The sequence below is a fragment of the Haloarcula sp. 1CSR25-25 genome (assembly GCF_032027985.1).
Classification (GTDB): domain Archaea; phylum Halobacteriota; class Halobacteria; order Halobacteriales; family Haloarculaceae; genus Haloarcula.
The window spans coordinates 75007-98036 of sequence record NZ_JAHYBW010000005.1; the positions used below are offsets into that span (position 1 = coordinate 75007).

Sequence of the window (23030 nt, forward strand, 5' to 3'; positions counted from 1 at the left end):
TGCCGCTGGATCCACGCGTATGGGCCTGCCCACAGCCGCGGTCACCAGACGCAGGTGCATCAAGCGCGACGCCCGGTCGGCCCTCGAAGTACCGTCCCGTCATTCCGAACAGTAACGACCGCCGCTGAACGCCGATGACATACACGGGATTGCGACTCCACCGTCGCTCGAAGAGTTTCTGATAGGCGAAAGCGACCTCCCAGCCACCGGCGTTCTCGAACCGTGCGTACAGTTCGTCCGGGGTCGTTCATAGATGGTGCCTTCCCTGGAGCTGTCGTCCCCGATGACGCAGTAGAGCCCGCCGTCTCGAAACAGAGCGGGGCGTGACCTACAGCGGCGTCCAGTTGCTCTCTCGGGTCGGTGACCCGGTCGCAGAGCCGTGGGTCGTCGACGTGACCACCACGGCTGACGACGCGGCAGTCGCCGACGTGGTCCGGACGGAACTCGACGCCATCGACTCCTCCGAGCGGACCTCCTCTCGGGGGCTGTCGACGTGCTCTGAAGACGACGGTCCACAGTGACGACCGGGGCCAGCGACACCGGCTGTACGAAGAGCCGGCTCGTGTGTGAAACGGTGCACCGAAGCGTCCGCCGAGACGGACCGCGCAGAGACGTCGGCGGGGCCGACTCGCGCTCAGTCCGGTCGGTCCTCCGACTCCTGGCCACCGCGGTCGATGACCGCCTGCCGCTTGAGTGCCCGCTCGAGAAACTCACGGGGCAGGGAGGCGATGTCCCCGGTCTGCACCCGCCAGAAGTTCGCGTACAGGCCGTCCCTCCCGAGCAACTCCTCGTGGGTGCCGTCCTCGACAACTGTCCCGTCATCCAACACGAGGACCCGGTCGGCAGTTCTGACGGTCGAGAGCCGGTGGGCGATGATGAAGGTGGTCCGGTCGGCGGCAAACTCGGTCAGCCGGTCCTGGATGAGCGCCTCGGTTTCTGTGTCTACGGCCGACGTCGCCTCGTCGAGGATGAGGAGCGCGGGGTCTTTGAGCATCGTCCGCGCGAGCGCCAGGCGCTGGCGCTGCCCGCCGGAGAGCTTCACGCCGCGCTCGCCGACCAGCGTCTCGTACCCCTGCGGGAGGTTCTGGATGAACTCGTGGGCCTGGGCCCGCCGGGCGGCTTGCTCGATTTCCTCGTCGCTCGCGTCGAAGGTGCCGTACCGGACGTTCTCCCGGACGGTGCCGAAAAAGAGGAACGGTTCCTGGCTGACGTAGCCGATGGACCGTCGCAGACTCCGCAGGGTCACGTCGCAGACGTCCTGGCCATCGATTCGGACAGCGCCCTCGTCGACGTCGTAGAGCCGCGGCAGCAGTTTCAGCAGCGTCGACTTGCCCGCGCCGGTCGGGCCGACCACGCCGACGGTCGCCCCGCCCTCGATGTCGAAGTCGAGGCCGCTGAGCACGGTGTCCTCCGAGTAGGCGAACCGGACGCCGTCGTAGGTTACGGCGCCGGTGTCGACTTCGAGGGGGCCGGCACCGGGGCGGTCCCTGACTTCCGGGTCCCGGGAGAGGACTGCCTGAACGCGGCTGCCGGCCGCCTTGGCCCGCTCGTAGTCGTCGACGACATCGCCCAGCCTGACAATCGGCCAGAGGAACTGCTGGGCGTAGATGACGAACGTGACGAACGCGCCGGGAGTGAGCGTCCCCGTCAGCCCGAGCGGCGGGCGTTCGAGCACCCACAACCCGCCGACGAGAAAGGTGATGGCGAACCCGGCCCCGGAAATCACACTCAATCCCGGGAAGTACGTGATTCGGACCTTGATCGCCGAGAGGTTGGCGGCGAGATACTCACTGGCAGCCTGAGCCACCCGGCCGGCCTCGTACCGCTCGGCGCCCTCGCTTTTGATGACCTCGATGCCACTGACGTTGTTCTCCAGGCGGGAGTTGAGGTCGCCGATCTCCTCGCGAATCGAGAGATAGCGCGGCTCGATGAGCCGGGTGAACACCAGCGTAAAGACCGCGAGCACCGGAAGCGGCAGCAGGGTTATCGCCGTCAGCGGGGCGTTCAACCCGACCAGAATCATTCCGATTCCGCCGACGGTGGCGAGAATCCACAGCGTCGCACTGAGCCCGTCTTCCAGAAACGTCTCCAGCGCGTTCACGTCGTTGTTGAGGACACTCATGATGTCGCCAGTCCGACGGCTCGTGAAGTAGGCGAGTTCGAGGTCCTGCAACCGCTCGTAGGCGTCGACCCGGAGGTCGCGCTGGACGCGCTGGGCGAAGACGCTCCAGCCCCAGTCCTCGACCCACGAGGTGGCCGCTCCGCTGACGGTCGCGCCCACGAGGATGGCGACGGAAAAGTACAGTTGCTCGACGTCGGTGGCCGGAACGAGGCCGGCCGGCACCAGCGGGAGTTCGTAGGGCCGCTCGGCGAGGAATATCGTGTCGACGGCCAGCCCGATGACGAACGCCGGAACGAGACTGAACGCTCGGCCGAGAACCGTCGCGACGGCGCCGAGAACGGCGTAGTGCCGAGCGACTCCGTACTCGGTGTACAGCCGCCACACCGGTTTCTCCGACCACGTCCCGGCCCCCGCTGAGTCGTCGGCAGCCCGTTCGCGGTCCTCTCTCATATCACTGCACCTCTCCTGGGTGATACAAGAGGGCACGGGTGGACCGTCCCGGCCGGCCTCGTTCCGGCCGTCCGACGTCGTACCCGCCAGGCCACGGGACCGCAGTGGGACACGGCCGACCAGTTACTGACGGTGGCCCCAGCGCTCGCCGTCCTCGGCGTAGCGGGCGCTCACGATGCGGTTGAACTGGTCGTCGGACAGCGAGATGTCGGTCGCGCCGACGTTCTCGTCGAGCTGGTCGACCGTGCGGGCGCCGACGATGGGGACGCAGGTGATGTCCGGCTGCTCGATGAGCCAGCGCAGCGCGACCTGGGCGGGCGTGGCGTCGAGTTCGTCCGCGACGGCGCGGAGTTCGTCGAGGACGTGCCAGCCGCGCTCCGAGAGGTAGTAGTCCTCGAAGGAGTCGTAGATGTCGCCCCGAGAGCCCTCCGGTCCCTCGAAGGCCGTCGGGTCGTCGTCGTCCGTGCGCTCGTACTTGCCCGTGAGGAAGCCGCCGGCCAGCGGCGAGTACGGACAGACGGCCACGTCCTGGTCGGCACAGACGTCGAGGTACTCTTTGACGTCGTCGCGGTAGCCGGCGTGGAACAGCGGCTGTGTCACCTCGAAGCGCTCGTAGTCCTCGACGTCGCTCTTCCAGAGCGCCTTCGTCAGCTGCCAGGCGGCCATCGTCGACGCGCCGAGGTGGTGGACCTTCCCCGCGCGGACGAGGTCGTCGAGCGTCGACAGCGTCTCCTCGATGTCGCTCGCCTCGTCCCAGCGGTGGATGTAGTAGAGGTCGAGATAGTCCGTGTCGAGGCGGTCCAGCGTCCCCTGAATCTGGGCGCGGATGTGCTTGCGGCCCAGGCCGGAGTCGTTGGGACCGGGCTCGCCGCGACCGTCGAAGGGGAAGTACACCTTCGAGGCGACGACGAAGTCCTCGCGGTCGTAGTCCGCCAGCCACTCGCCGATGTACTCCTCGCTGGTCCCGTTGGGATGGCCGTAGACGTTGGCGGTGTCGATGAAGTTGATGCCCCGTTCCCACGCCGCGTCGAGCAGTTCGTGTGCTTGCTCGCGGTCGGTCTCGACGACGCCGCCGGTCTCCCGGCCGAAGCGCCAGGTGCCGAAACACAGCTGTGAGACCGTCGTCCCGGTCGAACCGAGTCTGGTGTACTCCATATCGGGGGGACGACGGGCTGTCGGAAAAAGAGGCGCGGTCCCGGCGAACGCCGTCCGGTATCCTACGACCGCACCGTGGACGCCACGACGACCAGCCCGGTCGCCAACAGAAACGCCACAAGCGAGAGGTTCGGCACGGTCAGCCCGAGCACGCGGTACTGTATCTGCGTGCAACTGACCGCCCCGAGGCCGCAGGTCGTCTGGCTCACCTGCAGCCAGGAGTGGTAGGCCGCGATGGCCCCTCCTGGCACCGACAGCGGCAGCGCCGTCCGGACGACGCCGGGGCGGTTCTCGACGGCGGCGACGCCGAGGACGACCACCATGGGATACATCAATATTCGCTGGTACCAGCAAAGGCGGCAGGGCGTCAGCCCCAGCCCAAGGGAGAGATAGAGGCTGCCGGCCGTCGCAACGGTGGCGACGACAGTCGCGGCAGTCAACAGGAGCCGAGGGCGGTGGGAGACACGTCGCGCTTCGGACACGGCAAAACCGGCGGCGGCCGGCGAAAAAAGCGTTCCGAGAACCGACCCGTCCCACGGCGTCGGCCTGACTGGCTCGGCAACACTCGCTTTTTCACTCCCCCCGCCGACAGCAAGCGTATGCCCGACGACTCGGACCCCGAGGCGAACCTCGAACAGTGGAAGTCGGCGATGCAGGAAGAGCACGCCGAGGCCATTTCGAACCCGGACCCCGACGAGTCCCACCGGATAGAGGGCGTGGCACAGGTCACCTACCGGGTGACCTTCGACTACGACGCAGGCGAGGACGTGCTCGAACGGGCAAGCGCAGAGGAGGTCGACGACCTGACCGACCCCGAACTGCTCTCCTGTGCGTGTGGCGTCCGCGGGATGACGACCGAGGAGGCACGGCAACACATGGCCGCCGCCGTCGAGCAGGGGTAACGTCTCGCGGCAGGTGTCGGCTCAGTCGTGGATGGTCACGCCGTCCTGGTCGACCGAGATGTCGACCAGGCTGGTCACCTCGTAGTCGGTGTCGTCAAGCGCCGACTCGCCCTGTTTCCGGAAGACGACGACGATATCCGAGATGTTCGCCCCGATGCCGTCCAGCGCCTCGCAGATGGAGGCCATCGTCCCTCCGGTCGAGAGCAGGTCGTCGACGATGAGCAGGTCGTCGCCCGCCTCGATGTCGTTGATGAACATCTCCGACTCGGAGTAGCCGGTGGTCTTGTGCAGCGGGACCTCCTCGTCGAGGCCGTAGGACCGCTTGCGGATGACCACGAGCGGGATGTCGGTCTGCAGCGAGAGCGCGGTCGCGATGTGGATGCCCATCGCCTCCGGCGCGACGATCTTGTCCACGTCGAGGTCGGCCGCCCGCGTCACGCCGACGACGACCTCGCGGAGGAGTTCCGGCTCCAGCATCGGCACGCCGTTGCTGAGCGGGTGGACCAGGTAGGCGTACCCGTCCTTGTCGATTATCGGGGCCTCGTGCAGCGACTCGCGGAGCTTCTCCATGCCTCCGTTACCTGAAGGGGGACAATAAACCGTTCGAGGCTGGGCTGTGGAACGTGTGTCACCGTCTCACGTCTCCCCCGGGTGGGCTGTGAAAACCGGCGATTGGGAGGGACGGCGTCAGTCCGCCGTCGAGGTCGAGCGGTCCCGCCCCGTCTCGAAGGGGCTGTCCTCGATGACGTCCCGGGCCGTGTGTTCGCCGCTGATGAGACACATCGGCATCCCGATGCCGGGCGTCGTGTAGGCCCCGGTGTAGTAGAGACCCTCCAGGCCGGCGCGGTGGCCGGGGCGGAGCGGCCCGGTCTGGAACAGGGTGTGGGCCAGCCCGAGCGCCGTCCCCTGCGGGTCGCCGAACTGCTCGGCGAACTCGCTGACACACGCCGACTCCTCGACGACGATGCGGTCCCGCAGGTCCACGCCGGTCTGTTCGGCGAGGTCGGAGAGGACGAACTCCCGGTACTCCTGGCGAACCTCGGGGCCGTCGTCCAGCCCCGGCGCGATGGGGACGAGGACGACGACGGCGTGGTGGTCGTCCGGGGCGACCGTCTCGTCGGTCTTCGACGCGACAGAGAGGTAGTAGGCGGGGTCGTCGGGCCAGGCCGGCCGGTCGAATATCCGCTCGAAGTGGTCGTCCCAGTCCGTCGGCAACACCAGCGAGTGGTGTGCCAGCGGCCCCACGTCGCCCTCGACGCCGAGGTACAGCATGAACGCCGAGGGCGCGTAGGTCTGGTCGTCCCAGTACTCGGGGTCGTGGTCGCGCGCGGCGGGGTCGAGCAGGTGTTGCTCGGTGTAGGCCGGGTTGGCGTTGCTGACCACCAGGTCTGAGGCGACGACACCGTCCTCGGTGGTCAGTTCGAACGCCCTCGCCTCGCCGGCGATGTGCTGGACCTCGGTCCCGGTCCGAACGTCGACGCCGAGTTCGCGAGCCAGCGACCCGAGGCTGTCGACGACGCCGGCGATGCCGCCCTCCGGGTAGAACACGTTCATGTTCAGGTCCACGTGGCTCATGATGCTGTACAGCGCCGGGGTGTTGTGGGGAGCCCCGCCGAGAAACACCAGCGTGTATTCGAGCAACTGCCGGAGCTTGGGGTGGTCGACGTAGCGACCGACGTAGTCGTCCATCGAGCCGAACAGCCGCGCCCGCGGCGCGAGCGGGAGGAGGTCGGTGTCGACGTAGTCACGCAACCGCTCGCGGCCCTCGTAGACGACCCGGTCCATCGCGAGGTCGTAGTTGCGCTCGGCCGTGTCGAGGTAGTCGGCCAGCGCGTCGCCGGCCCCGTCCTCGTAGGACTCGAACACCTCGTGGGCGTTCTCTCGGTTCGGCCGCATCGTCACGCGGTCGCCGTCCTTCCAGAACACCCGATACTGGGGGTCCAGCCGCTCCAGGTCGTAGTAGTCCGTGGGCTCGCGGTCGAAGTGGTCGAAGAAGCGCTCGAACACGTCGGGCATCAGGTACCACGACGGGCCCGTGTCGAACCGGAAGCCGTCGCGTTCGAGGACGCCCGCGTGGCCGCCGAGGCGGTCGTGGCGCTCGAGCAGTCGCACGTCGGCCCCGGCGTCGGCCAGGTAGCACGCGGCCGAGAGGCCGCCGAAGCCGCCGCCGACCACTGTCACCGTCAGGTCGCGAGGGAGGCCATCACGCATATCCGCCGCTAGCGACTATGCCTGAAAAAGGGTTCCTCGGATTCCCAGGAGCTCACAACAGTCACTGCCGAAATTAATCCACTGGGCGTTCCCAGTTCCCTGGAATCGCTTGTTTCGTTTATGATGGACTTTTCCCTAGCCTCGCTGTATGCGAACAATCAGCCTGGGGTCCGTCTGGCAGCGGCATCGGGACACCGACCGTCACCCGTCGCTCTGGCTCTCGCGGGCGAGCCTGCTGGTACTTGCCGCCACCTTCGGCCTCCTCGGCGCCGTCGGTGTCAGGGTCCCGCTCCGGGCTCAGATGGTCGTGTACCTCGTCGGGATGGTCGCGCTCAATCTCCCCCACGGCGGGTACGAGCACTTCGAGAACCTCCGGCGCCGACGCCCCTCCTTTCGCTGGCGGTACGTCGCGGTGTACCTGGCGGCCATCGGAGGGTTCGTCGGCCTGTTCCTCGCGGCTCCAGTCGCCGGCCTCGCGCTGGCACTGACCGTCGCCATGGCGAAAGGCGGCCTGGGGGGCCGGCAGGTGTTAGCGGCTACGAGCGGCACCGACCACCTGCAGACGCGGTTCCAGCGCTGGCTGGCGGCGGCCGTCCGCGGCGGCGCGGTGATGCTCGTCCCCATCGTGTTCTGGCCGGAGACGTTCCACGCGTTCAGTTCGCTGATGGTCGGGCTCGTCGACCCGGGAGCGCTCGCGCCGTACGCGGGCTCGTTCGACACGACCCGGCTCGTCGTCGGGTCGGGCTACGGTCTCGCACTGACGGCGCATATCCTTCTTGGCTACGTGCGCGGCGGCGGCCGCTCCTGGCTCGTCGACGCGGGGGAGTCGCTCCTGCTGGCGGCCTATTTCGCGTTCGTCCCGGTCCTCGTCGCCGTCGGCCTGTACTTCCCGTTCTGGTACTCCGCCCGACAGGTGGCGCGGACGGCGTCCGTCGAGACAGAGCCGGTCGGCGACGAGCGCTGGGACCTGCTCGGCGGCGCGGACCCCTCGACCGTCGCACTGCGTGCCTGGGTCGTCCTCGTCGTCGGGGCGCTGGCCACCTTCGGCGTCCTCGTCGGCGTCTACTGGGCGTTCCCGAACCCGCTGGGGACGGGCAACGTACTCCCCGGCGCGGTTGCGTTCTGGAGTATGTTCATCAGCATCGTCGCGCTCCCGCACATCGTCGTCGGGTCGCTCCTCGACCGTGACCGGGGCATCTGGTACGTGCCGTAGGGCCGACTTCGTTCGGTACCACCGACGAGGGCCGTGGCTGTGTGACAGGAACTGTATAAAAACCGACAGGGTCGTTCACCGGGGCGTCGTCACTTCGTCACCGGCACCGGCGGGCCGCCACAGTCGGGGCATTCGGCGCTGTGTCGCAACTCGGTGGTTTCCCACTCCTCGCCACAGACGTTGCACTCGTAGCGGTACGTCGTGTCGGTCCTGACGAGGGATCTGAGCGTTTCCAGCACCATACGTATAAATATTGGATTTACAACAAATTAAATCCTGCGTCGAAGTCCCGAATACGGGAGGAGAGGGCAGCTAAGCGCCGCTTGTGTCGGAATCGACAAAGCAATGCTGACGGACACGGCGGCGGTTTCAGGTCGCCGATTCACTCGTGGCCGGAAATAGGGACCGGCTCGTAGGGCGCTTCCAGGTACTCGATGTCCGAGTCGGTGAGGTCGACTTCCAGCGCCTCGACGGCTGCTTCGAGGTGCTCGACGCTTGAGGTGCCCAGAATCGGCGTCGTGACCCACTCCTTGTGGAACTGCCAGGCGAGGGCGAGCTGGGCCATCGACACGCCCTTCTCGGCGGCGAGTTCCTGGACGCGCTCGTTGATTTCGCGGCCGCCACCCGCCGCGTACGGGCGACCGATTTCGGCCTCGTGTGCCCCCCGGGTCGTCGCGTCGAACTCCTCGTGGGGCCGGGTGAGAAAGCCCGCGCCGAGCGGGCTCCACGGCATCACCGCGATGTCTTCGGTCTCACAGAGCGGGAGCATCTCGCGCTCCTCCTCGCGGTAGACGAGGTTGTAGAGGTTCTGCATCGAGACGAAGCGGTCGAGGTGCAGGCGGTCCGACGCGGACAGCGCCGCGGCGAACTGGTAGGCCCACATCGACGACGCCCCGAGATGTCGGACCTGGCCGCGCCGAACCGCGTCGTCAAGCGTCCGGAGTGTCCCCTCGATTGGCGTGTCGTAGTCCCAGCGATGGATCTGGTAGAGGTCGACGGTGTCCATCCCGAGCCGGTCCAGTGAGTTCGACAGCTCCTGTTCGATGGCCTTCCGCGAGAGCCCCCCGGAGTTGGGGTCGTCCTCGCGCATCTGGCCGTACCCCTTCGTCGCGATGACGAACTCGTCGCGGTCGTACTCCGAGACGACCTCGCCGAGGATTTCCTCCGATTCGCCGTCCGAATAGACGTTGGCCGTGTCGAAGAAGTTGATGCCCAGCTCTATCGCACGCTCGATGACCTCGCGGCTCTCCGCGCGGTCGAGCGTCCACTCGTCACCCTGCGTCCCGAAGCTCATGCAGCCGAGACAGATGTCCGAGACGGTGATGCCGGTCGAACCGAACGTCGAGTACTCCATACTGTCCGGTCGACCACGAGGGTGTAAAGTCCTCTGCCGGTCACGTGGGTCGCCTGCAGGTCCGGGGGCTCGGCCCACGCGGGACCACGATGTCGCCACGCAGATGCCTAGCTTTCTGTAGCTGGCGACCGCCCGGGACGGTATGTCCGAGTTCCGCCCTGTCCCGGCGACTGACCGCGAAGCCTGTCAGCGGATTCTCCAGTACGCGTTCGCGCCCGGAAAGGGGCCCGTGGACCCGGACCCGGACGGCGACTGGCCGCCGTCGCTGTTCGACCAGCGCGGCCTCTACGACGGCGACAGCCTCCGGGCCGTCTGCAAGCTGTACTTCCTCGAGACGACCGTTCGCGGCGCGGCGACGACAGTCGGCGGCCTCGGCGCGGTTGCGACGCCGCCCGAACACCGCGGGCAGGGGTACGCCGCCGACCTCTGTCGGCACGCACTGCGCGAGTACCGCGAGGCCGACGTCGGGTTCGTCACCCTCTGGCCGTTCTCGACGCCGTTCTACCGGCGCCTGGGCTGGGGAACGGCGAACACGTATCGCCGCTACGGCCTGCCGCCGTCGGCGCTCCCGGACCACGACACCGCCGGACGGCTGGTCCGCCTCGACGCCGACGACTGGGAGCGGCTCCGCCGGGTCGAGTCCGCCGCGGCCGCCGGGACGGCGCTCTCGCTCCGCCGCTCGGAAGCGTGGTGGCGCGAGCGCACGCTCGCCGACTGGGACGGCGGCGGCGTCCCGTACTGCTACGGCTACGAACGCGACGGGGAACTCCGGGGCTACCTCGTGTACACCGTCGCGGACGATGCCGACCACACGCTCTCGGTCACGAACGTCGCGGCCGCTGACGAGGAGGCCCACCGGGCACTGCTCTCGTTCCTCGGCCGACACGGGGCACAGGTCGAGCGCGTGGCGCTCCAGTTACCGCCCGACGCCGCCCTCCTCCATCGCGTCGACGACCCTGCGGCTGTCGACTGTACTGTCGAGGCCGGGCCGATGGTTCGTCTCACCGACGTGACCCACCTCGAACGCCTCGAGTGGCCCGACAGCGACCTCGCCTGTACCATCTCGGTCAGCGACCCGCTGCTCGACCGCAACGACGGCCTGTTCCGACTGTCGGTGAGCAGTGGCACCGCGACGGTCGACCCGCTTCCAGCCGCCGACTCGGCGGCCGACCTGACCGTCGACGTCGCGACCCTCTCACAGCTGGCCGTCGGGACACACGGCGCCGACGCGGCCGAGCGGCTGGCCGGACTGGAGATACTCGTCGAGTCCGTCCGCGCCCCGCTCGCGGACGTTTTCCGACCTGCGCCCGTCTATCTGGACGAGTTCTTCTGAGCGGTCGCTCACACGGTCGACGGCGAGTCGTCGACATCGCCCTCGCTGATTCGGATCGTCGAGATGCGGGTGCCGTCGACGCTCGTCACCTCGAAGACGTGTCCGGCCGCCTCGACGCTGTCGCCGACTTCCGGCGCGCGGTCGAGCCGACCCAGCACCAGCCCGCCGATGGTTTCGACCGCGTCGCTGTCGAGGTCGACGCCGAGGGCCTCACTGACTGCCGACAGGGACACGCCGCCGTCGGCGGCGTATCTCCCGTCGCTTAGCTTGCGTATCGCGTGTTCGCGGTCGTCGACGTCGAACTCGTCGCGCAGGTCGCCGACGACGGCCTCGACCACGTCCTCGATTGTCGCGATGCCCTCGAGCGACCCCCACTCGTCGATGACTGCGGCCATCTGACGGTGGTCTTGCCTGAACTGCAACAGGAGGTCGTTGATAGCTGTCGTCTCCGGGACGATGGGTATCTCGTGGGCGATGTCGCTTGCGGTCACGTCCTCGTTGCCTTCCTCGCCGGCCCGCAGCACGTCCTTGACGTCGATGAACCCGACGATCTGGTCGCTGTCGTCGGCGTCGACCACCGGATAGCGCGTGTGGCCCTCGTCGAGAACGACTGCCCGGATTTCGGACAAGGTGGCGTCGGCCGGCACGCTGACGACGTCGGGGCCCGGAACCATGACCTCCCGGACGACCGTATCGTCGAGGTCGAACACGCGCTCGATCATGTCGACCTCTGACGCGTCGATGTTCCCCTCTTCGCCGGACCGGGCCAGCACTCGCCGTATCTCACGCTCGCCGAGCGTCTCGTCCGTTTCCGAGGCCGGCGGCACACCCAGCAGTTGCGTGAAGGCGTTGGCCGAGCCGTTGAACACGACGATACCGGGATAGAACAGGTAGTAAAACAACTTCATCGGCGGCGCGAGCAACAACGAGAGCCGCTCGGTCTGGGCAATCGCGAACGTCTTCGGTGCGAGTTCGCCGAAGACGACGTGGAGGAACGTGATGATGCTGAACCCGATTGCGAACGCCACGAGATGGAGGAGACTCTCCGGCAGAACCGGCGCCAGGACGGGTTCGAGCAGTGCCGCGACGGCGGGCTCGCCGACCCACCCCAGCCCCAGCGAGGCCAGCGTGATTCCGAGCTGGGTCACCGCGAGGTAGTTGTCCAGGTCCGCCATCACTGCCTGGAGGGACCCCGAACCGGTTAGCCCCTCGTCAGCGAGTTGCTCGACTGACGTGCCGCGAACGCGAACGAAGGCGAACTCCGCGGCGACGAAAAACCCGTTCAGTCCCACGAGTATTAGCGCCAAGACGAGCTGTGCCGCCGAGAGTGCGATATTTACCATCGCAACCTCAGGATGGAGAGCGTCGGTGTGTTCATACAACCCCATGTCGGTCGCCGTACTAAAGTGCTGGAATACACTCGCCCGTACTACCGCTGATTGCCCGTCATCGATTCACCGATTGCTCGTGGCTGTCAGTGCGTGCCTCTCTGAGACACGACTCGATGGCACGACCGAGCATCAGAATCGCTTCGCGGTGGTTCTGTTTCGATTTGTGAATGCTTGACGGGCGCGTCTCAAGCGCGTCGTACGTAGACAGCGTCTCGACCGACATGGTTCCGTTCTCGACCAACCGTCGTGTGACTTCAGCGAGCAGAGCGTGAGTGTGGATGTACTCCGTTTTGCGCATGATTGTGGTCTCAGTCGAATGGGGGTCTGGAGAGCAACGGCGATCCATTCACAGCGTTGCGCTGCTCCGATTCCTCAGTGGACTGCAACCGAGAGCGGGACGGGGACGGTGCGGGTGGGTGTCGGAACAACGGAACGATGCCGTTGTCTCCGGTCTCAACTACGTATGTGAATGAGTATCAATACCCGCTATATTTCAGTTAATCAATAGTGGCAACGCCAGTGACAGGTTCCGGCGGTCGGGACGAGTACAGGGCCTGTATCTCGCCCAGAACCGGCAAGAGCGACCAGGCCTGCTCGGTTAGTACAGGTGACCGACCCACAGCTCTCCCCTCGCCGGGTGCGTCTGTGGTGATTTCGCCGCTTCGTTCAGACTGACGTAATCCGATCCAGGGCGACATCCGCCCCAGCCGATGCGGGATACACGACACTGTCGACAAAGTGCCGGTGTGCGTTGTCCTGTTCGCCGTCCCGTGCGATGCGGAGAATCGTTTTGACATCGGCGTTTCCGTCCGATGCCATCTCACAGACGGCGAGATTCACTTCAGTGTTATCGGTGAGCGCAGCGACGACGTCGACTGTGGATAGATCAACCTGGCCCAGGACATCGGGGTCCGACCCATCACCCTCGATGACGCGGTTCACCTTCGGGGCCACCTGCTCACAGTTTGTCGGGTTCTGTTCAATGACAGTGACTGCGTTTCGCTCTTCTCTGAGTTGCTCCGCAACGTGCCTGCCAACGCGGCCAGCGCCGACGATAACGATGTTCCGTGTCATCAGTAGACATGACAATACACGGCGTGTGACGGTTTAAGGATTAGCATGTCAGGGAGTGCGACAGTCGCCTCGGTCGTAGTATCCGTATGGTTCTCTCCCGGCCACGGACCTCTCACCACACTCGAAACAGACGAAGCAGCCGACCTCTCGTGGCCCTGTCCGGACTCGTCCTATCCGAGGAACTGCCGTTCGCGTGCGCCTCGCCGGACTGCCGTCTGGAGCGCCTCCTCGTCACCACACTCGAACGCGTCGATTGCCGCGTCGGTCGCCGCGCGGTGTTCCTCGTTTGGCTCCACGTCCACCATCTCCGTCGCGGTTTCGAGCGAGTCCGCCGACAGCGGGAGGACATCCGTACACCGCGGGTTGTAGTAGCGAGCGGCATCGCGGAGGTTGTCGAAAAAGGCCGGGAAGGCGTCCTCGATGAATCCCCTGTCAGCCTCGTCGAGCGCATGCACGCCGAGCAACGTCGGCGGACAGCCGATGCTGTACAGCGATGCCGTGTACCCGATTGCCCGGGGGAGGGCGTTCTCGCCGACCTCTCTGGAGTACCCGAACAGACCGACGTGGAGCTTGCGTGCCCGGCGGTCCGGAACCGCAGTAGCCAACCGATTGACCGTCTGCGCGATGTCGTCGACCTGCGCGGTGTACGCGCCAGCAGTCCGGTCGACGATGGAGAGCGCACGCTCCTCGTCGATAGGTGACGGCGGCGACCCCAGGTCTGCTGCCTGCAGGGTTTCGAGTCCGTCGCGAACTGTCTCCACCGGGTAGTCGTACTTGAACGCCGACTGGATGGTAAACGTCTCCACCTCGGAGTACGCGTCGGCGACCGCAGCTGCTCGGTCCGGCGTCAGGTTCCCGCGAAACGGTGCGGAGCCGCTGCCGAGCATCGGATGGATCTCGATACCGATCTCGTCGGCAGCCTGGTACAACCGCTGCAGCGCGATCTTGTTGATGAGGTCGGCAGCCAGCGACCCGTAGTTCAGCGCGGGGTCCGAGCGGGCGAGAAAGACCCGAACGCTGTCGAGGTCCTGGGCAGTCGCGTACTCGCGGACGATTTCGTCAGCCCGGAGCATGGCGTCGCGCTGTTCGATGAGGGGGATGACGCTGATACTGTCCGGATGGAAGTCACCGACCCAGTCGCTGATTGTGCGGTCGCCCCACACTATCTCCTCTGCCTTGCCGGTGACGTAGGACGTGTAGTACTCGTGGACAGCGTTGATCTGGTCGGCGTCCGTCACCATCGGGATGATAACCTCGAAGATCGGCGGGACTGTCTCGATACCGTGGTCCTCTGCGAAGAGGCGAGCGGCGTCGAACGACCGCGGAACGCTCTCGAGGATTTCGAGCAACACTTCGCCTCCGACGCCTCGACATCGGGGTTCGGTCCCCGAACGGTCAGCCGGAAGTCCTCGCCGAGCCGAGTTTCGGCGAAGAAGTCGTCGTACCGCGACAGGAGTTTCTTGACAGCGTACTCGTCGCCCTCTTTCCCTTCGAAATCCCACATCTGCTCGTCACAGCCGAGATGTGACGCGACGTAGTACGCTTCCTGGATTTCGTCCTCACCCTCGATGACATCGCCAGCAGTAAAGAACGGTAGCGTGGCGTTGTCCGGGTGCTGCGTGCTCAGTAACCGGGGCACGTCTGGCATAGGCGCACAAAGGCTCCGACGAACAAAAATCCCAGCGTAGTACCTGAGTCCCATCCGCCGTCAGCAGTCGGTAACGGCTCTGCAAACCGTGGTCGCGTCGCGCGGCCGGACCCTCTTCATCAGTTCTTTCACTTTCACTCTGAATAGTGTGGCCTCGGCACTCACGACTCACAATCTATCCATAGTGAATGTGTTTACAGCGTCTATAGAGTCCGCTCATCCCGTTACTGTTCGTCCAGCATCTGGATGCCGCGTTCCACAACCGCCTCGGTCACGAAGAGACTCGTCTCACGCTGGAGTGCTCGCATACGGGATGCCGCTTCGTCTCTGTCGAGCAATCCGCGACTATACCCGAGCGCGATGACGCCGATAGAACCGCGTACTTCGACGCCCGCGTCGGATGCTGTCTCTCGGGCGGCGAGGTCGTCGGTTAGAAGAACGACTCCCCGCTCTTTTGCGACCGCAATCGCGGCGCATTCTCCGGCGTCCAGTTCCTCAGTTCTGACTCGGCTTTCGTCGGCTTCGACGAGTTCGTACGAGAGGTCGGCCACCCCGTCCGGAACACCACCGACGTCGACCTCCTCGTAAACCGTCTCCGGGACGAGGAGCGTGTCAAACGTCGAGAGCAGTTCGATTGAATCGATTTCGGCGAGGTGAATGAGCGGTCCTGCGTCCGAAACGGCCACAGGCGTCACGCGTTCAAGCCCCAGTCAACGTCTTCCTCGACGACCTCACGCTCTCGCTCCGCTCGCTCGACTTTCGTCCGCCCGACGTGCTCGATGGCTTCCTCGCGGTCGAGTTCCCCATCGAGGTACTGTGCGAGCACGAGGTCCTCCCACAGGTGTTCGAGTCCGCGTTCGAGTGCCCGCTCGAACACTTCGGACTCCGGAAGGCCGCGGGCCTCCGCGATTTCTCGAACCCGGTCGGAAATTTCGGCGGCCATACTGTGTGTTTACTCGGCACCGTTCATAAATCCGCGTCTGCCAGTCCGAAACAGCCCTGACCGGGGCCTATGTCTACTGTGGCCACAACCAGACTCCCTCAGAGACACCTTCTACCGTCAAAAATAGCGGCCTCGGCACTCATAGGGCTCGTCACCAGCGGGGAGTCACCCCGGTTCGGCCCCGTGGGTCGTCGTCATCGGCCGGCGGATGCTACCGTCGCCGGCGACAAGACGGTTACTCATCGGGGCCACACAGTAGAACAAACGCTAAACCCGCGCGGACCGACCAGTCGAATATGAACAGACGACGCTTTCTGACACTCTCCGGGGTGGGTGTCGTCGGCGCAGTTGCGGGGTGCAGTAGCGATGGGGACACCAACGAATCCATCGACGACCACCCGGCGGCCGCGGACCTCGAAGCCCAGCCCCGCCGCGGTGAACTGGGCGGCCATGTCGTCCTGGCGTTCGAAGACCCCTCCTGTCCCACGTGTCGCCGCTTCCACGAGAACACGCTGCCGGACATCCGGGAGCACATCGTGGACGCGGGCAAGGGCGCGTACGTCGTCCGGACCTACCCCGTCATCTACCCCTGGGGTGAGCCGGCGACGCAGGCGCTGGAGTCGACGTTCGCCCGCGACAGCGGGGCCTACTGGGCGCTGTTCGACCACTACTTCGCCGAACAGTCGTCGTTCGACTCGGACAACGTCCTGGACCGAACGGCGACGTTTCTCACCGACGAGACAGAGCTAGACGGCGAGGCGGTCGCAAGCGACGCGCGGGAGCGGGTACACGACGACGCCGTCCAGGCCGACATCAAGGCGGCCGAGGACGCCGGGCTGGGCGAGACGACGCCGATTATCCTGCTGTTCGAGGACGGCGAGTTCGTGACGAAGGTCAACGGGAGCGTCAGCTACGACCTCATCGCGGAGGCGCTGGGGGAGGGTGACGGATGAGCACCGCACGGGGGCTCCACCTGCCGACGACGCGTGGGGACTGGCGGCTCATGGGCCGGACTGTCAGGCTCGTGCTCACGCTGCCGGTCTACGCGGCGGTCGCCGCGATTGCCGCCGTCGTCTCGCTGACGGTGTTCGTCGTCTCGCTGAACGTCCCGCTGGTGCTTGACCTCGTGGTCGGGGGGTCGCTCCCGCCCGCCAGCCGGCTGCGCGTGCTCGGCGAGCTGTACCCGTTCATCGGCACGTCGTTCAACCCCGCACAGGGGGTCCTGCTGGTCGTCGTGGCCGTCCTCACCGGTATCGACATCGGCCTGGTGACCTACCACTTCCGCGAGCACGGCCTCGACCTCCAGCAGGGCGGCGCGGGCGTCGCGGGCGTCGTCCTCGGAACGCTCGGTGCGGGCTGTGCGGCCTGTGGGTCGGCGGTCCTGCTGGGACTGCTGTCGCTGCTCGGCGTCTCGACCTCGCTGCTGTTTCTGCCGCTGGACGGACTGGAGTTCGCGCTGCTGGCGCTCGTGGTGTTGACGCTCTCCATCTACTGGCTCGCCGAGGGGATGCGCGGCGGCGAGATCAACGGCTGCCCGGTCGACCGCTGAACGGTCCGTGTCGCTGGCCGGTCGTCTCTCCGGCTCTGGCGGGGTATCGACAGCTCTGGCGGGAGAAAACGTATAGTGTCGTCAGCCGAACACCCGTACCGAGAAGGCATGCCCGAGACGGAGTCCCAGGTGACGGCGTCGACGGAGTCCCCCGCCGAGTACGAGCACCTCCACCGGAAGCGCAAAGAGACGGCCGGCACGGTCGAACTGGCCGAGGTCGCCGACGTGTGGGTCGGTGAGAGCGAACTCGTCTGCCGGTTCCGGTTCGACTGGGCGACCGACGCGATACAGCGGCGCTACGACCTGAACAGCGACCGAGACATCGCCAAGGTCGAGCGGCTGTGTGAAGCGAACGGCCTGCAGTTCGAGCAGGCCAGTCATCTGGAGGGGTCGCTGGTCGAACTCGAATACACCGGCTCTGAGTGGCTGCCACGGCCCGAAGCCGCCTACACCGACGGCGCGGGCTCGGCGGTCGAGACGTTCCGCGCGGAGTGGCGGTTGCTGGTGCGTGACCTCGCCCAGTCGCCCGCCATCCTCCGGCGGGGCATCGAGCGCGTGCGGAGCCTGTCGACGACGCAGCTGATTATCGGCGTCGTCCTCGTGAAGAAAGTCGCAATCATCGTGTTGCTGGCCCACCTCCTGCTGTAGCCCGGCGCTCGCCGGGTATCATAACAGCACCGACGGGTTCAGTTCGTCGTCGTGATCTCGACCACGTCGCGGTGGTCCAGCTGCGTGTCCGCGCCGACCTGTCGCTCGGTGCGCACGTCGTGGGCGTGCAGAAAGCCCTCGCCGATGTCGGTGTGCAGGAAGTACGCGAAGTCCTCGGCGGTCGAGCCGTCGGGGAGGACGAAACAGTCCTGCAGGAAGGTGCCGTCCTCCTGGGGCTTGCGAGCGCCGGGGAACACCGCGATGGCGCCCAGTTCCTCGAACAGCGCGGTTTCCAGCGCCTGCTGGATGCCCGTGCCGCCGAACTCGGTCACGAACGCCCGGATCTGTTCGAGACCGGCGGCCTTCTCCTCGGGCAGGTCCGCCGTCACCTCGAAGTCCTCGTCGCCGGGGCGGTAGGAGAGCACGTCCTGCTCGTCGCCGTTCTTCAGAGCTTTCTCCGCGTGGGCCGAGACGGGCACGAACGTGAGGTGTTCGTAGTCGGGGTCCGTCGTGATGGGGTCCCAGTTGTCCTGGGCGGCCTCGGTGTCCATCTTGTTGGCCGCGATGAGCATCGGCTTGGTCCGGATGCGGATTTCCCGAGCGAGTGCCTCTCTGTCCTCGTCGTCCCAGGTGTCGGGGTCGAGTTCGAGGTCCAGCGCGAGCACGACCTGTTTGATCTCGTCGGCGTTGATCTTGAACGCCGACATCTGCTCGGCGAGGTCGTCTTCGATGGCCTTGTCCTCGCCGTGGTAGCCCGAGCGGTAGCGCTCGATGCCCTTCTCCAGGACGTCGAGATACCACATGTCCAGTTCGTCTTCGAGGAAGTCGATGTCCTCGCGCGGGTCGTGGTCCTCGGTGGGTTCGCCCTCGAGGTCCGTCTCGCCAGTGAAGTCGACGACGTGGACCAGCACGTCGGCCTCGTTGAGGTCCGTGAGGAACTGGTTCCCCAGCCCTTTCCCCTCGTGTGCGCCGGGGACCAGCCCGGCCACGTCGACGAGTTTCGTCGGGACGAACCGGACGCCGTCCGTGCAGTAACCGTGGTTTGGGGTACAGGTGTGGTCGAACTCCGGGGCCGCACAGTCCACGCGGACATAGGCCTCGCCCATCGACGGGTCGATAGTCGTGAACGGGTACGCGCCCTCTGGCACGTCGTTCATCGTCGCCGCATTGAAGAAGGTGGACTTGCCGACGGAGGGTTTGCCGACGAGTCCGATCTTGTAGCTCATTGGGCACAGGAAGGTGAATCGGCGGCATAAACCCTGTCAAACCACCTGCGAGTGCCTGAGCATCACACGCAGACGACCAGCACTGACACGCCACCCTCCCGGGCAATCGTGTCTCGAAACCGCCGGGCGACAGCGACGTCGGACGGTCAGTCACCACGCCGGCGGGCGCTATTGCGTGTTCACTTCCTCGCGGAACTGCGACGGGGCGGGGATCACGTCGCCCATTTGGTCCGGTGTCGGCGTCCCCGTCGGTGCCTCTGGATCGATGGCCGACTCGCCGTCCCCGTTCGGGGCCGTCCCCGACTGGCCGACGGGTGCAAACTGCGGGGGTGCACCGATCACGTCGGACTCCGTCGGCGAGGCGACGGTCTGGGCTGTGGACCCGGACCCCTCGACCTGCTCGACGTTTACGTTCTCTTCCGCGTCATCTGAGATTGATATCTGTATTTTCACGGTGACGCCTCCATACTGAGACGGTCGTCGAGAGGGGATAACTATGCACAGATTACGCGGTTCTGGGGGAGTCGCCCCGACGCGACGCTACGAGTAGGGGGCGCGATACAGGCACAGCGGCCAGGCCGTGGTCTCGGACAGCGGTAGACGGGCGTATCTGGCCGACAGAAGGACCGAAAGCCCCATTTCCACCCTGCCTCCGGCGAATTACACGCCGGTCAGAGACGCTGCGTCGCGAATAATTCCGAATTTCTCAAGACAGGTTCCGCCGGTGTTCCGGTAAGGCCAGAATTCCCGGGATAGAGGCCTTGTCAATCAGGTCCACGGACACCGCGGCCGGGAGTTCCATGATTGTCCACCCGCGCCCTTGGCACCAATGGACGAGCCGGGTACGTGGTGGCGGGACTCTCGCGGATTCGTTGCCCGAACCTTCTCTCTCAAGTACATGTCAGCTTACTAAGTATCGTGGTCAGGTAAGGGTAGGCAGGTCATGTCATAAGCCATCACATCTCGTCCCCGAATACAGGTATTCCAGGCCTTCAGATCGGGATATACGGTACGGACTCCATAGCAAAGACCAGGGCACGTGTACCTGACTATGCTATGTATCGAACTGATACAACCGCGTGGCGTGTACCGACGGAGGGGCGACGATGATCGGTGGCTTTCCGACACAGATAACGGTCGGTGACGAGGGGGTCGTCGCGACCTGCGACGACTCTATCTTCCTGGTCTCGTTCACCGAACCGATGGACCGCGAGGCCGTGCTGGAGTTCCTCTCGGACTACGACATCCGTCTGGAGAGCGAACTCGCCGGGACCGAGGAGGACCGCGAGAAGTCGGGCAAACTCATCAACGACAGTCCGACACGCTTCTGGATCCACACGGAGGAGGACCTCGACGAGGAAACCTTCGAGGAACTCGAAGCGGCCGACACGGTAGAGTGGATCGCCCCCGCGTACAGGCGCTCGGACATGGAGGGACGCGAGGCGTACTTCACCGCGCTGCCCGACCGCGTCGTAGTCGAGCTCAAGCCGGCGGGCCCGCAGGCCGACGCCGACGCGATGGCGACGCTCTCCGAGGAGTTCCATCTCCAGGCCGACCCGGTCGCCGGCGAGGACGACGACCTCCTCGGTGACTTCCGTGTCATGCAACTCGAACGGCAGAACGGCAAGCTCATGCGTGTCGACGACGAGCGCCTGACCGCGCAGACTGTCGTCAGCCAGATGATGGAGTCGCTACCGTCGAACGTCAAGAGCGTGCGCACGGAGAACCAGCCGATGGTGAGTCCGCTCACGGCGGCCCCGGAGATAGAGCCCCCGATGGCCGAGACCGCCACCGCTGAGGCCGAACCGTCCCCCGAGGCGGAGGAGGCGATTACGCACGTCCCCAACGACACCTTCTTCACCGAACAGTGGGACATGGACAAGATCGGGGCCCGGGAAGGGTGGAACCTCGGCACCGCCAGCAGTTCCGTCAAGATCGGCGTCCTCGACACCGGCTGTGACCTCGGTCACCCGGACCTCACGTACGACGGGAGCGGGTTCAACGCGGGCACCGTGCAAAACGACGGCTCGCCGGTCGGGAACCACGGGACAGCCGTGGCGGGACTCGCGGCTGCGGAACTGGACAACCAGGAAGGCATCGCCGGGGTCGGTGGCGGCGCGAAGGTCCACGCGGTGTCCATCCCCAACTGGACCGAAGTCGAGGTGGCCCGCGCCATCAACGAGTCTGCGAATCGGGCCAACGTCGACGTCATCAACATGAGCTTCGGCTGGTGGTCCTGGGACAAGCAGATTATCAACCCCGCCATCGAGAACGCTCACGACCAGCAGGGCGTGGTTCTCGTCGCGGCGACGGGCAACGAGAACAACAACGTCATCCGCTACCCGGCGACCCACCCGAAGGTCCTCGCAGTCGGCGGGTCCGACCAGAACGACGAGCGCAAGCGTCCGGAGAGTCCCGACGGGGAGCGCTGGGGTGCCAGCTACGGCCAGGACATAGACGTCGTGGCCCCGGCGGTGCGGTGCTGGACCACCGACATCCAGGGCGCGAACGGCTACAACAGTGGGAGCGCCTCCGCCGGCTCCGCCGACGGCGACTACTACAAGTTCTTCAACGGGACGTCATCGGCGACCCCGCACGTCGCTGGTCTCGCCGGCCTGCTCAAGAGCTACAACCCGTCGCTGACGAACGTCGAGGTCCGGGACATCATCGAGCGGACCTGTGACAAGGTCAGCGCGAGCAAGTACAGCTACGCCCACCACAGCCACAAGTCCAACGGCGCCTGGAACGTCGAGATGGGGTACGGGCGCGTGAACGTCTACCGCGCGCTGCGGGCCGCGAGCTTCACGAAGCGTCGCTACACTGGGACGCACTTCGGCGGGACGCTCCAGCCCAACGAGACCCGGCGACAGTGGGTCGGACCCTGGGCACACTGGGTCGTGGTCGACTACGAGATCCGCCCGACTTCCGAAACTGGCTGGATCTCCGGCGACGTCGCCGAGACGTACCGGTCCCAGAACGGGATTTACTACCTCCTGAAGATAGAGAACAAGCGGAACCAGCAGTGTAACTTCGAGGCGAAGTACCTCGTCGACTACGACTACTGATCCGATTCCGGCCCGCGCCTCGACTACGACTACCGATCCGACTCCGGCCCGAGCCCCGTATTCGGTGGCGTGAACGCCCGTTTCCCCGCTTTCATTCGTCCGGTCACCCGTTCTGGGTCTCCGCCCCTCGCTGGCCAGGTTCTCGATTCGGCACTGTCGAGGGCTGGCGACAGTAGCCGGTACAAAGCCGACAGCGTCCATCACAGACGAGTGCCGCGACAAGAGACAGCCGTCCGTAGCCTCAAACCCGTCGCTCGTAGACGTTGACCGGCAGTTCCTTGCCGTCGACCTCGCTCGTCCGCTCGTCGACCTTCTCGAAGTGCTTGCGGTAGAAGGCGTTCCCGACCTCGTTTTCGGCCAGCACCTCGTCGCGTATCTTCCGAACGGAGAGTTCGCGGAGGTGCTGTTCTCCCTGCGAGAGCAGTTCTGACCCGATGCCCTCGCCCCAGTAGTCCGGGTGGACATACAGGTCGAGGTCGCCGAACCCCGCCGAGTCCGTCATCCCACAACTGGCGTACCCGACGATGTCCCCGTCCGCCGTCGAGACGAACAGTCCCACTTCCTCTAGGTCGATCATCTGCTCTAGCACCGGCGGCGCGTACCCCTCGCTCAACAGCTCGTTTACCGTCTCTTCTCCGAGGATGTCGTCGTACACCGTGTGCCACGCGGCCCTGGCGACCCGGCGGATGTCGGCGATGTCTACCGGTTCGGCCGGTCTGATACGTGTCTGAAACGACATATGTGAA

At 65.8% G+C, this 23030-nt stretch carries 23 protein-coding genes and 1 pseudogene; 8 read left to right on the plus strand and 16 right to left on the minus strand.

The annotated features are described in order from the left end of the window. Window positions 1–323: 323 nt before the first annotated feature. Window positions 324–521 carry a hypothetical protein gene (locus KZ498_RS14900; protein ID WP_312619813.1) on the plus strand — a complete coding sequence of 66 codons (198 nt, stop codon included), beginning with the start codon at window positions 324–326 and terminating at the stop codon, window positions 519–521. Between the two features lie 113 nt (window positions 522–634). Here the strand turns inward: KZ498_RS14900 and KZ498_RS14905 are convergent, their stop codons facing one another. The 3 genes from KZ498_RS14905 to KZ498_RS14915 all read right to left on the minus strand — a co-directional run bounded on the left by KZ498_RS14905 (window position 635) and on the right by KZ498_RS14915 (window position 4209). After that, window positions 635–2572 (minus strand): ABC transporter ATP-binding protein, encoded by a 1938-nt coding sequence (locus tag KZ498_RS14905; RefSeq protein WP_312619815.1) that lies wholly within the window; start codon window positions 2570–2572, stop codon window positions 635–637. A 123-nt stretch (window positions 2573–2695) separates the two neighbouring features. Beyond that, window positions 2696–3727 carry an aldo/keto reductase gene (locus KZ498_RS14910; RefSeq protein ID WP_312619817.1) on the minus strand — a complete coding sequence of 344 codons (1032 nt, stop codon included), beginning with the start codon at window positions 3725–3727 and terminating at the stop codon, window positions 2696–2698. Window positions 3728–3789: 62 nt separating this feature from the next. After that, on the minus strand, window positions 3790–4209 hold the full coding sequence (locus KZ498_RS14915) for a disulfide bond formation protein B (protein WP_312619818.1): 420 nt from the start codon (window positions 4207–4209) through the stop codon (window positions 3790–3792). Window positions 4210–4326: 117 nt separating this feature from the next. Between KZ498_RS14915 and KZ498_RS14920 the strand changes: the two genes are divergently transcribed. Continuing rightward, the gene (locus tag KZ498_RS14920) at window positions 4327–4629 is read left to right on the plus strand and encodes a hypothetical protein (RefSeq protein ID WP_312619819.1); all 303 of its coding nucleotides are present in this window, start codon (window positions 4327–4329) and stop codon (window positions 4627–4629) included. A gap of 21 nt (window positions 4630–4650) precedes the next feature. Here KZ498_RS14920 and hpt read toward each other — a convergent pair whose 3' ends face one another. Continuing rightward, entirely contained in the window at window positions 4651–5199 is a 549-nt protein-coding gene (hpt, locus tag KZ498_RS14925) for a hypoxanthine/guanine phosphoribosyltransferase (protein WP_312619821.1), read from the minus strand. Between the two features lie 117 nt (window positions 5200–5316). Beyond that, entirely contained in the window at window positions 5317–6840 is a 1524-nt protein-coding gene (locus KZ498_RS14930) for a phytoene desaturase family protein (RefSeq protein WP_312619822.1), read from the minus strand. 148 nt (window positions 6841–6988) lie between these two features. Between KZ498_RS14930 and KZ498_RS14935 the strand changes: the two genes are divergently transcribed. Next, window positions 6989–8053: a Brp/Blh family beta-carotene 15,15'-dioxygenase gene (locus KZ498_RS14935; protein ID WP_312619824.1), complete on the plus strand. Its 1065-nt coding sequence runs from the start codon at window positions 6989–6991 to the stop codon at window positions 8051–8053. Between the two features lie 89 nt (window positions 8054–8142). On the opposite strand, the gene KZ498_RS14940 is transcribed toward KZ498_RS14935, so the two are convergent. Together KZ498_RS14940 and KZ498_RS14945 are read right to left on the minus strand one after the other, a co-directional pair. After that, window positions 8143–8295, minus strand: a complete 153-nt coding sequence (locus KZ498_RS14940; protein WP_312619825.1) for a hypothetical protein — start codon at window positions 8293–8295, stop codon at window positions 8143–8145. Between the two features lie 140 nt (window positions 8296–8435). Then, window positions 8436–9407 carry an aldo/keto reductase gene (locus KZ498_RS14945; RefSeq protein ID WP_312619827.1) on the minus strand — a complete coding sequence of 324 codons (972 nt, stop codon included), beginning with the start codon at window positions 9405–9407 and terminating at the stop codon, window positions 8436–8438. 142 nt (window positions 9408–9549) lie between these two features. Between KZ498_RS14945 and eis the strand changes: the two genes are divergently transcribed. Then, window positions 9550–10740 (plus strand): GNAT family N-acetyltransferase, encoded by a 1191-nt coding sequence (eis, locus tag KZ498_RS14950; RefSeq protein WP_312619828.1) that lies wholly within the window; start codon window positions 9550–9552, stop codon window positions 10738–10740. A gap of 8 nt (window positions 10741–10748) precedes the next feature. Here the strand turns inward: eis and KZ498_RS14955 are convergent, their stop codons facing one another. From KZ498_RS14955 to KZ498_RS14980, 6 genes and pseudogenes are all read right to left on the minus strand, one after another. Then, window positions 10749–12128 carry a hemolysin family protein gene (locus tag KZ498_RS14955; RefSeq protein WP_312619829.1) on the minus strand — a complete coding sequence of 460 codons (1380 nt, stop codon included), beginning with the start codon at window positions 12126–12128 and terminating at the stop codon, window positions 10749–10751. Between the two features lie 58 nt (window positions 12129–12186). Further along, window positions 12187–12429, minus strand: coding sequence for a UPF0058 family protein (locus KZ498_RS14960; protein ID WP_312619830.1), 243 nt, complete (start codon window positions 12427–12429; stop codon window positions 12187–12189). A 368-nt stretch (window positions 12430–12797) separates the two neighbouring features. Beyond that, window positions 12798–13205 (minus strand): NAD(P)-binding protein, encoded by a 408-nt coding sequence (locus tag KZ498_RS14965; protein ID WP_312619831.1) that lies wholly within the window; start codon window positions 13203–13205, stop codon window positions 12798–12800. A 170-nt stretch (window positions 13206–13375) separates the two neighbouring features. After that, window positions 13376–14853, minus strand: a pseudogene (gene ppcA / locus KZ498_RS14970) (phosphoenolpyruvate carboxylase). Window positions 14854–15077: 224 nt separating this feature from the next. After that, window positions 15078–15548 carry a nucleic acid-binding protein gene (locus KZ498_RS14975; protein ID WP_396276136.1) on the minus strand — a complete coding sequence of 157 codons (471 nt, stop codon included), beginning with the start codon at window positions 15546–15548 and terminating at the stop codon, window positions 15078–15080. Continuing rightward, the gene (locus tag KZ498_RS14980) at window positions 15545–15796 is read right to left on the minus strand and encodes a hypothetical protein (protein WP_312619833.1); all 252 of its coding nucleotides are present in this window, start codon (window positions 15794–15796) and stop codon (window positions 15545–15547) included. Before KZ498_RS14980 ends, KZ498_RS14975 begins: the two co-directional genes overlap by 4 nt. Before the next feature lie 296 nt (window positions 15797–16092). On the opposite strand from KZ498_RS14980, the gene KZ498_RS14985 reads away from it, so the two are divergent. The 3 genes from KZ498_RS14985 (at window position 16093) to KZ498_RS14995 (ending at window position 17993) form a co-directional block, all read left to right on the plus strand. Then, window positions 16093–16749 carry a thioredoxin domain-containing protein gene (locus KZ498_RS14985; RefSeq protein ID WP_312619834.1) on the plus strand — a complete coding sequence of 219 codons (657 nt, stop codon included), beginning with the start codon at window positions 16093–16095 and terminating at the stop codon, window positions 16747–16749. Continuing rightward, the gene (locus KZ498_RS14990) at window positions 16746–17345 is read left to right on the plus strand and encodes a hypothetical protein (protein ID WP_312619835.1); all 600 of its coding nucleotides are present in this window, start codon (window positions 16746–16748) and stop codon (window positions 17343–17345) included. Before KZ498_RS14985 ends, KZ498_RS14990 begins: the two co-directional genes overlap by 4 nt. Window positions 17346–17420: 75 nt before the next feature. Beyond that, entirely contained in the window at window positions 17421–17993 is a 573-nt protein-coding gene (locus tag KZ498_RS14995) for a hypothetical protein (RefSeq protein WP_312619836.1), read from the plus strand. A gap of 38 nt (window positions 17994–18031) precedes the next feature. On the opposite strand, the gene KZ498_RS15000 is transcribed toward KZ498_RS14995, so the two are convergent. Continuing rightward, window positions 18032–19219, minus strand: coding sequence for a redox-regulated ATPase YchF (locus KZ498_RS15000; protein WP_312619837.1), 1188 nt, complete (start codon window positions 19217–19219; stop codon window positions 18032–18034). 168 nt (window positions 19220–19387) lie between these two features. Beyond that, entirely contained in the window at window positions 19388–19672 is a 285-nt protein-coding gene (locus tag KZ498_RS15005; RefSeq protein WP_312619838.1) for a hypothetical protein, read from the minus strand. Between the two features lie 653 nt (window positions 19673–20325). Here KZ498_RS15005 and KZ498_RS15010 point away from each other — a divergent pair. Further along, complete coding sequence (locus KZ498_RS15010; protein ID WP_312619839.1) at window positions 20326–22284, plus strand: S8 family serine peptidase; 1959 nt, start codon at window positions 20326–20328, stop codon at window positions 22282–22284. 241 nt (window positions 22285–22525) lie between these two features. On the opposite strand, the gene KZ498_RS15015 is transcribed toward KZ498_RS15010, so the two are convergent. Beyond that, window positions 22526–23023, minus strand: coding sequence for a GNAT family N-acetyltransferase (locus tag KZ498_RS15015; RefSeq protein WP_312619840.1), 498 nt, complete (start codon window positions 23021–23023; stop codon window positions 22526–22528). Window positions 23024–23030 lie beyond the last annotated feature (7 nt).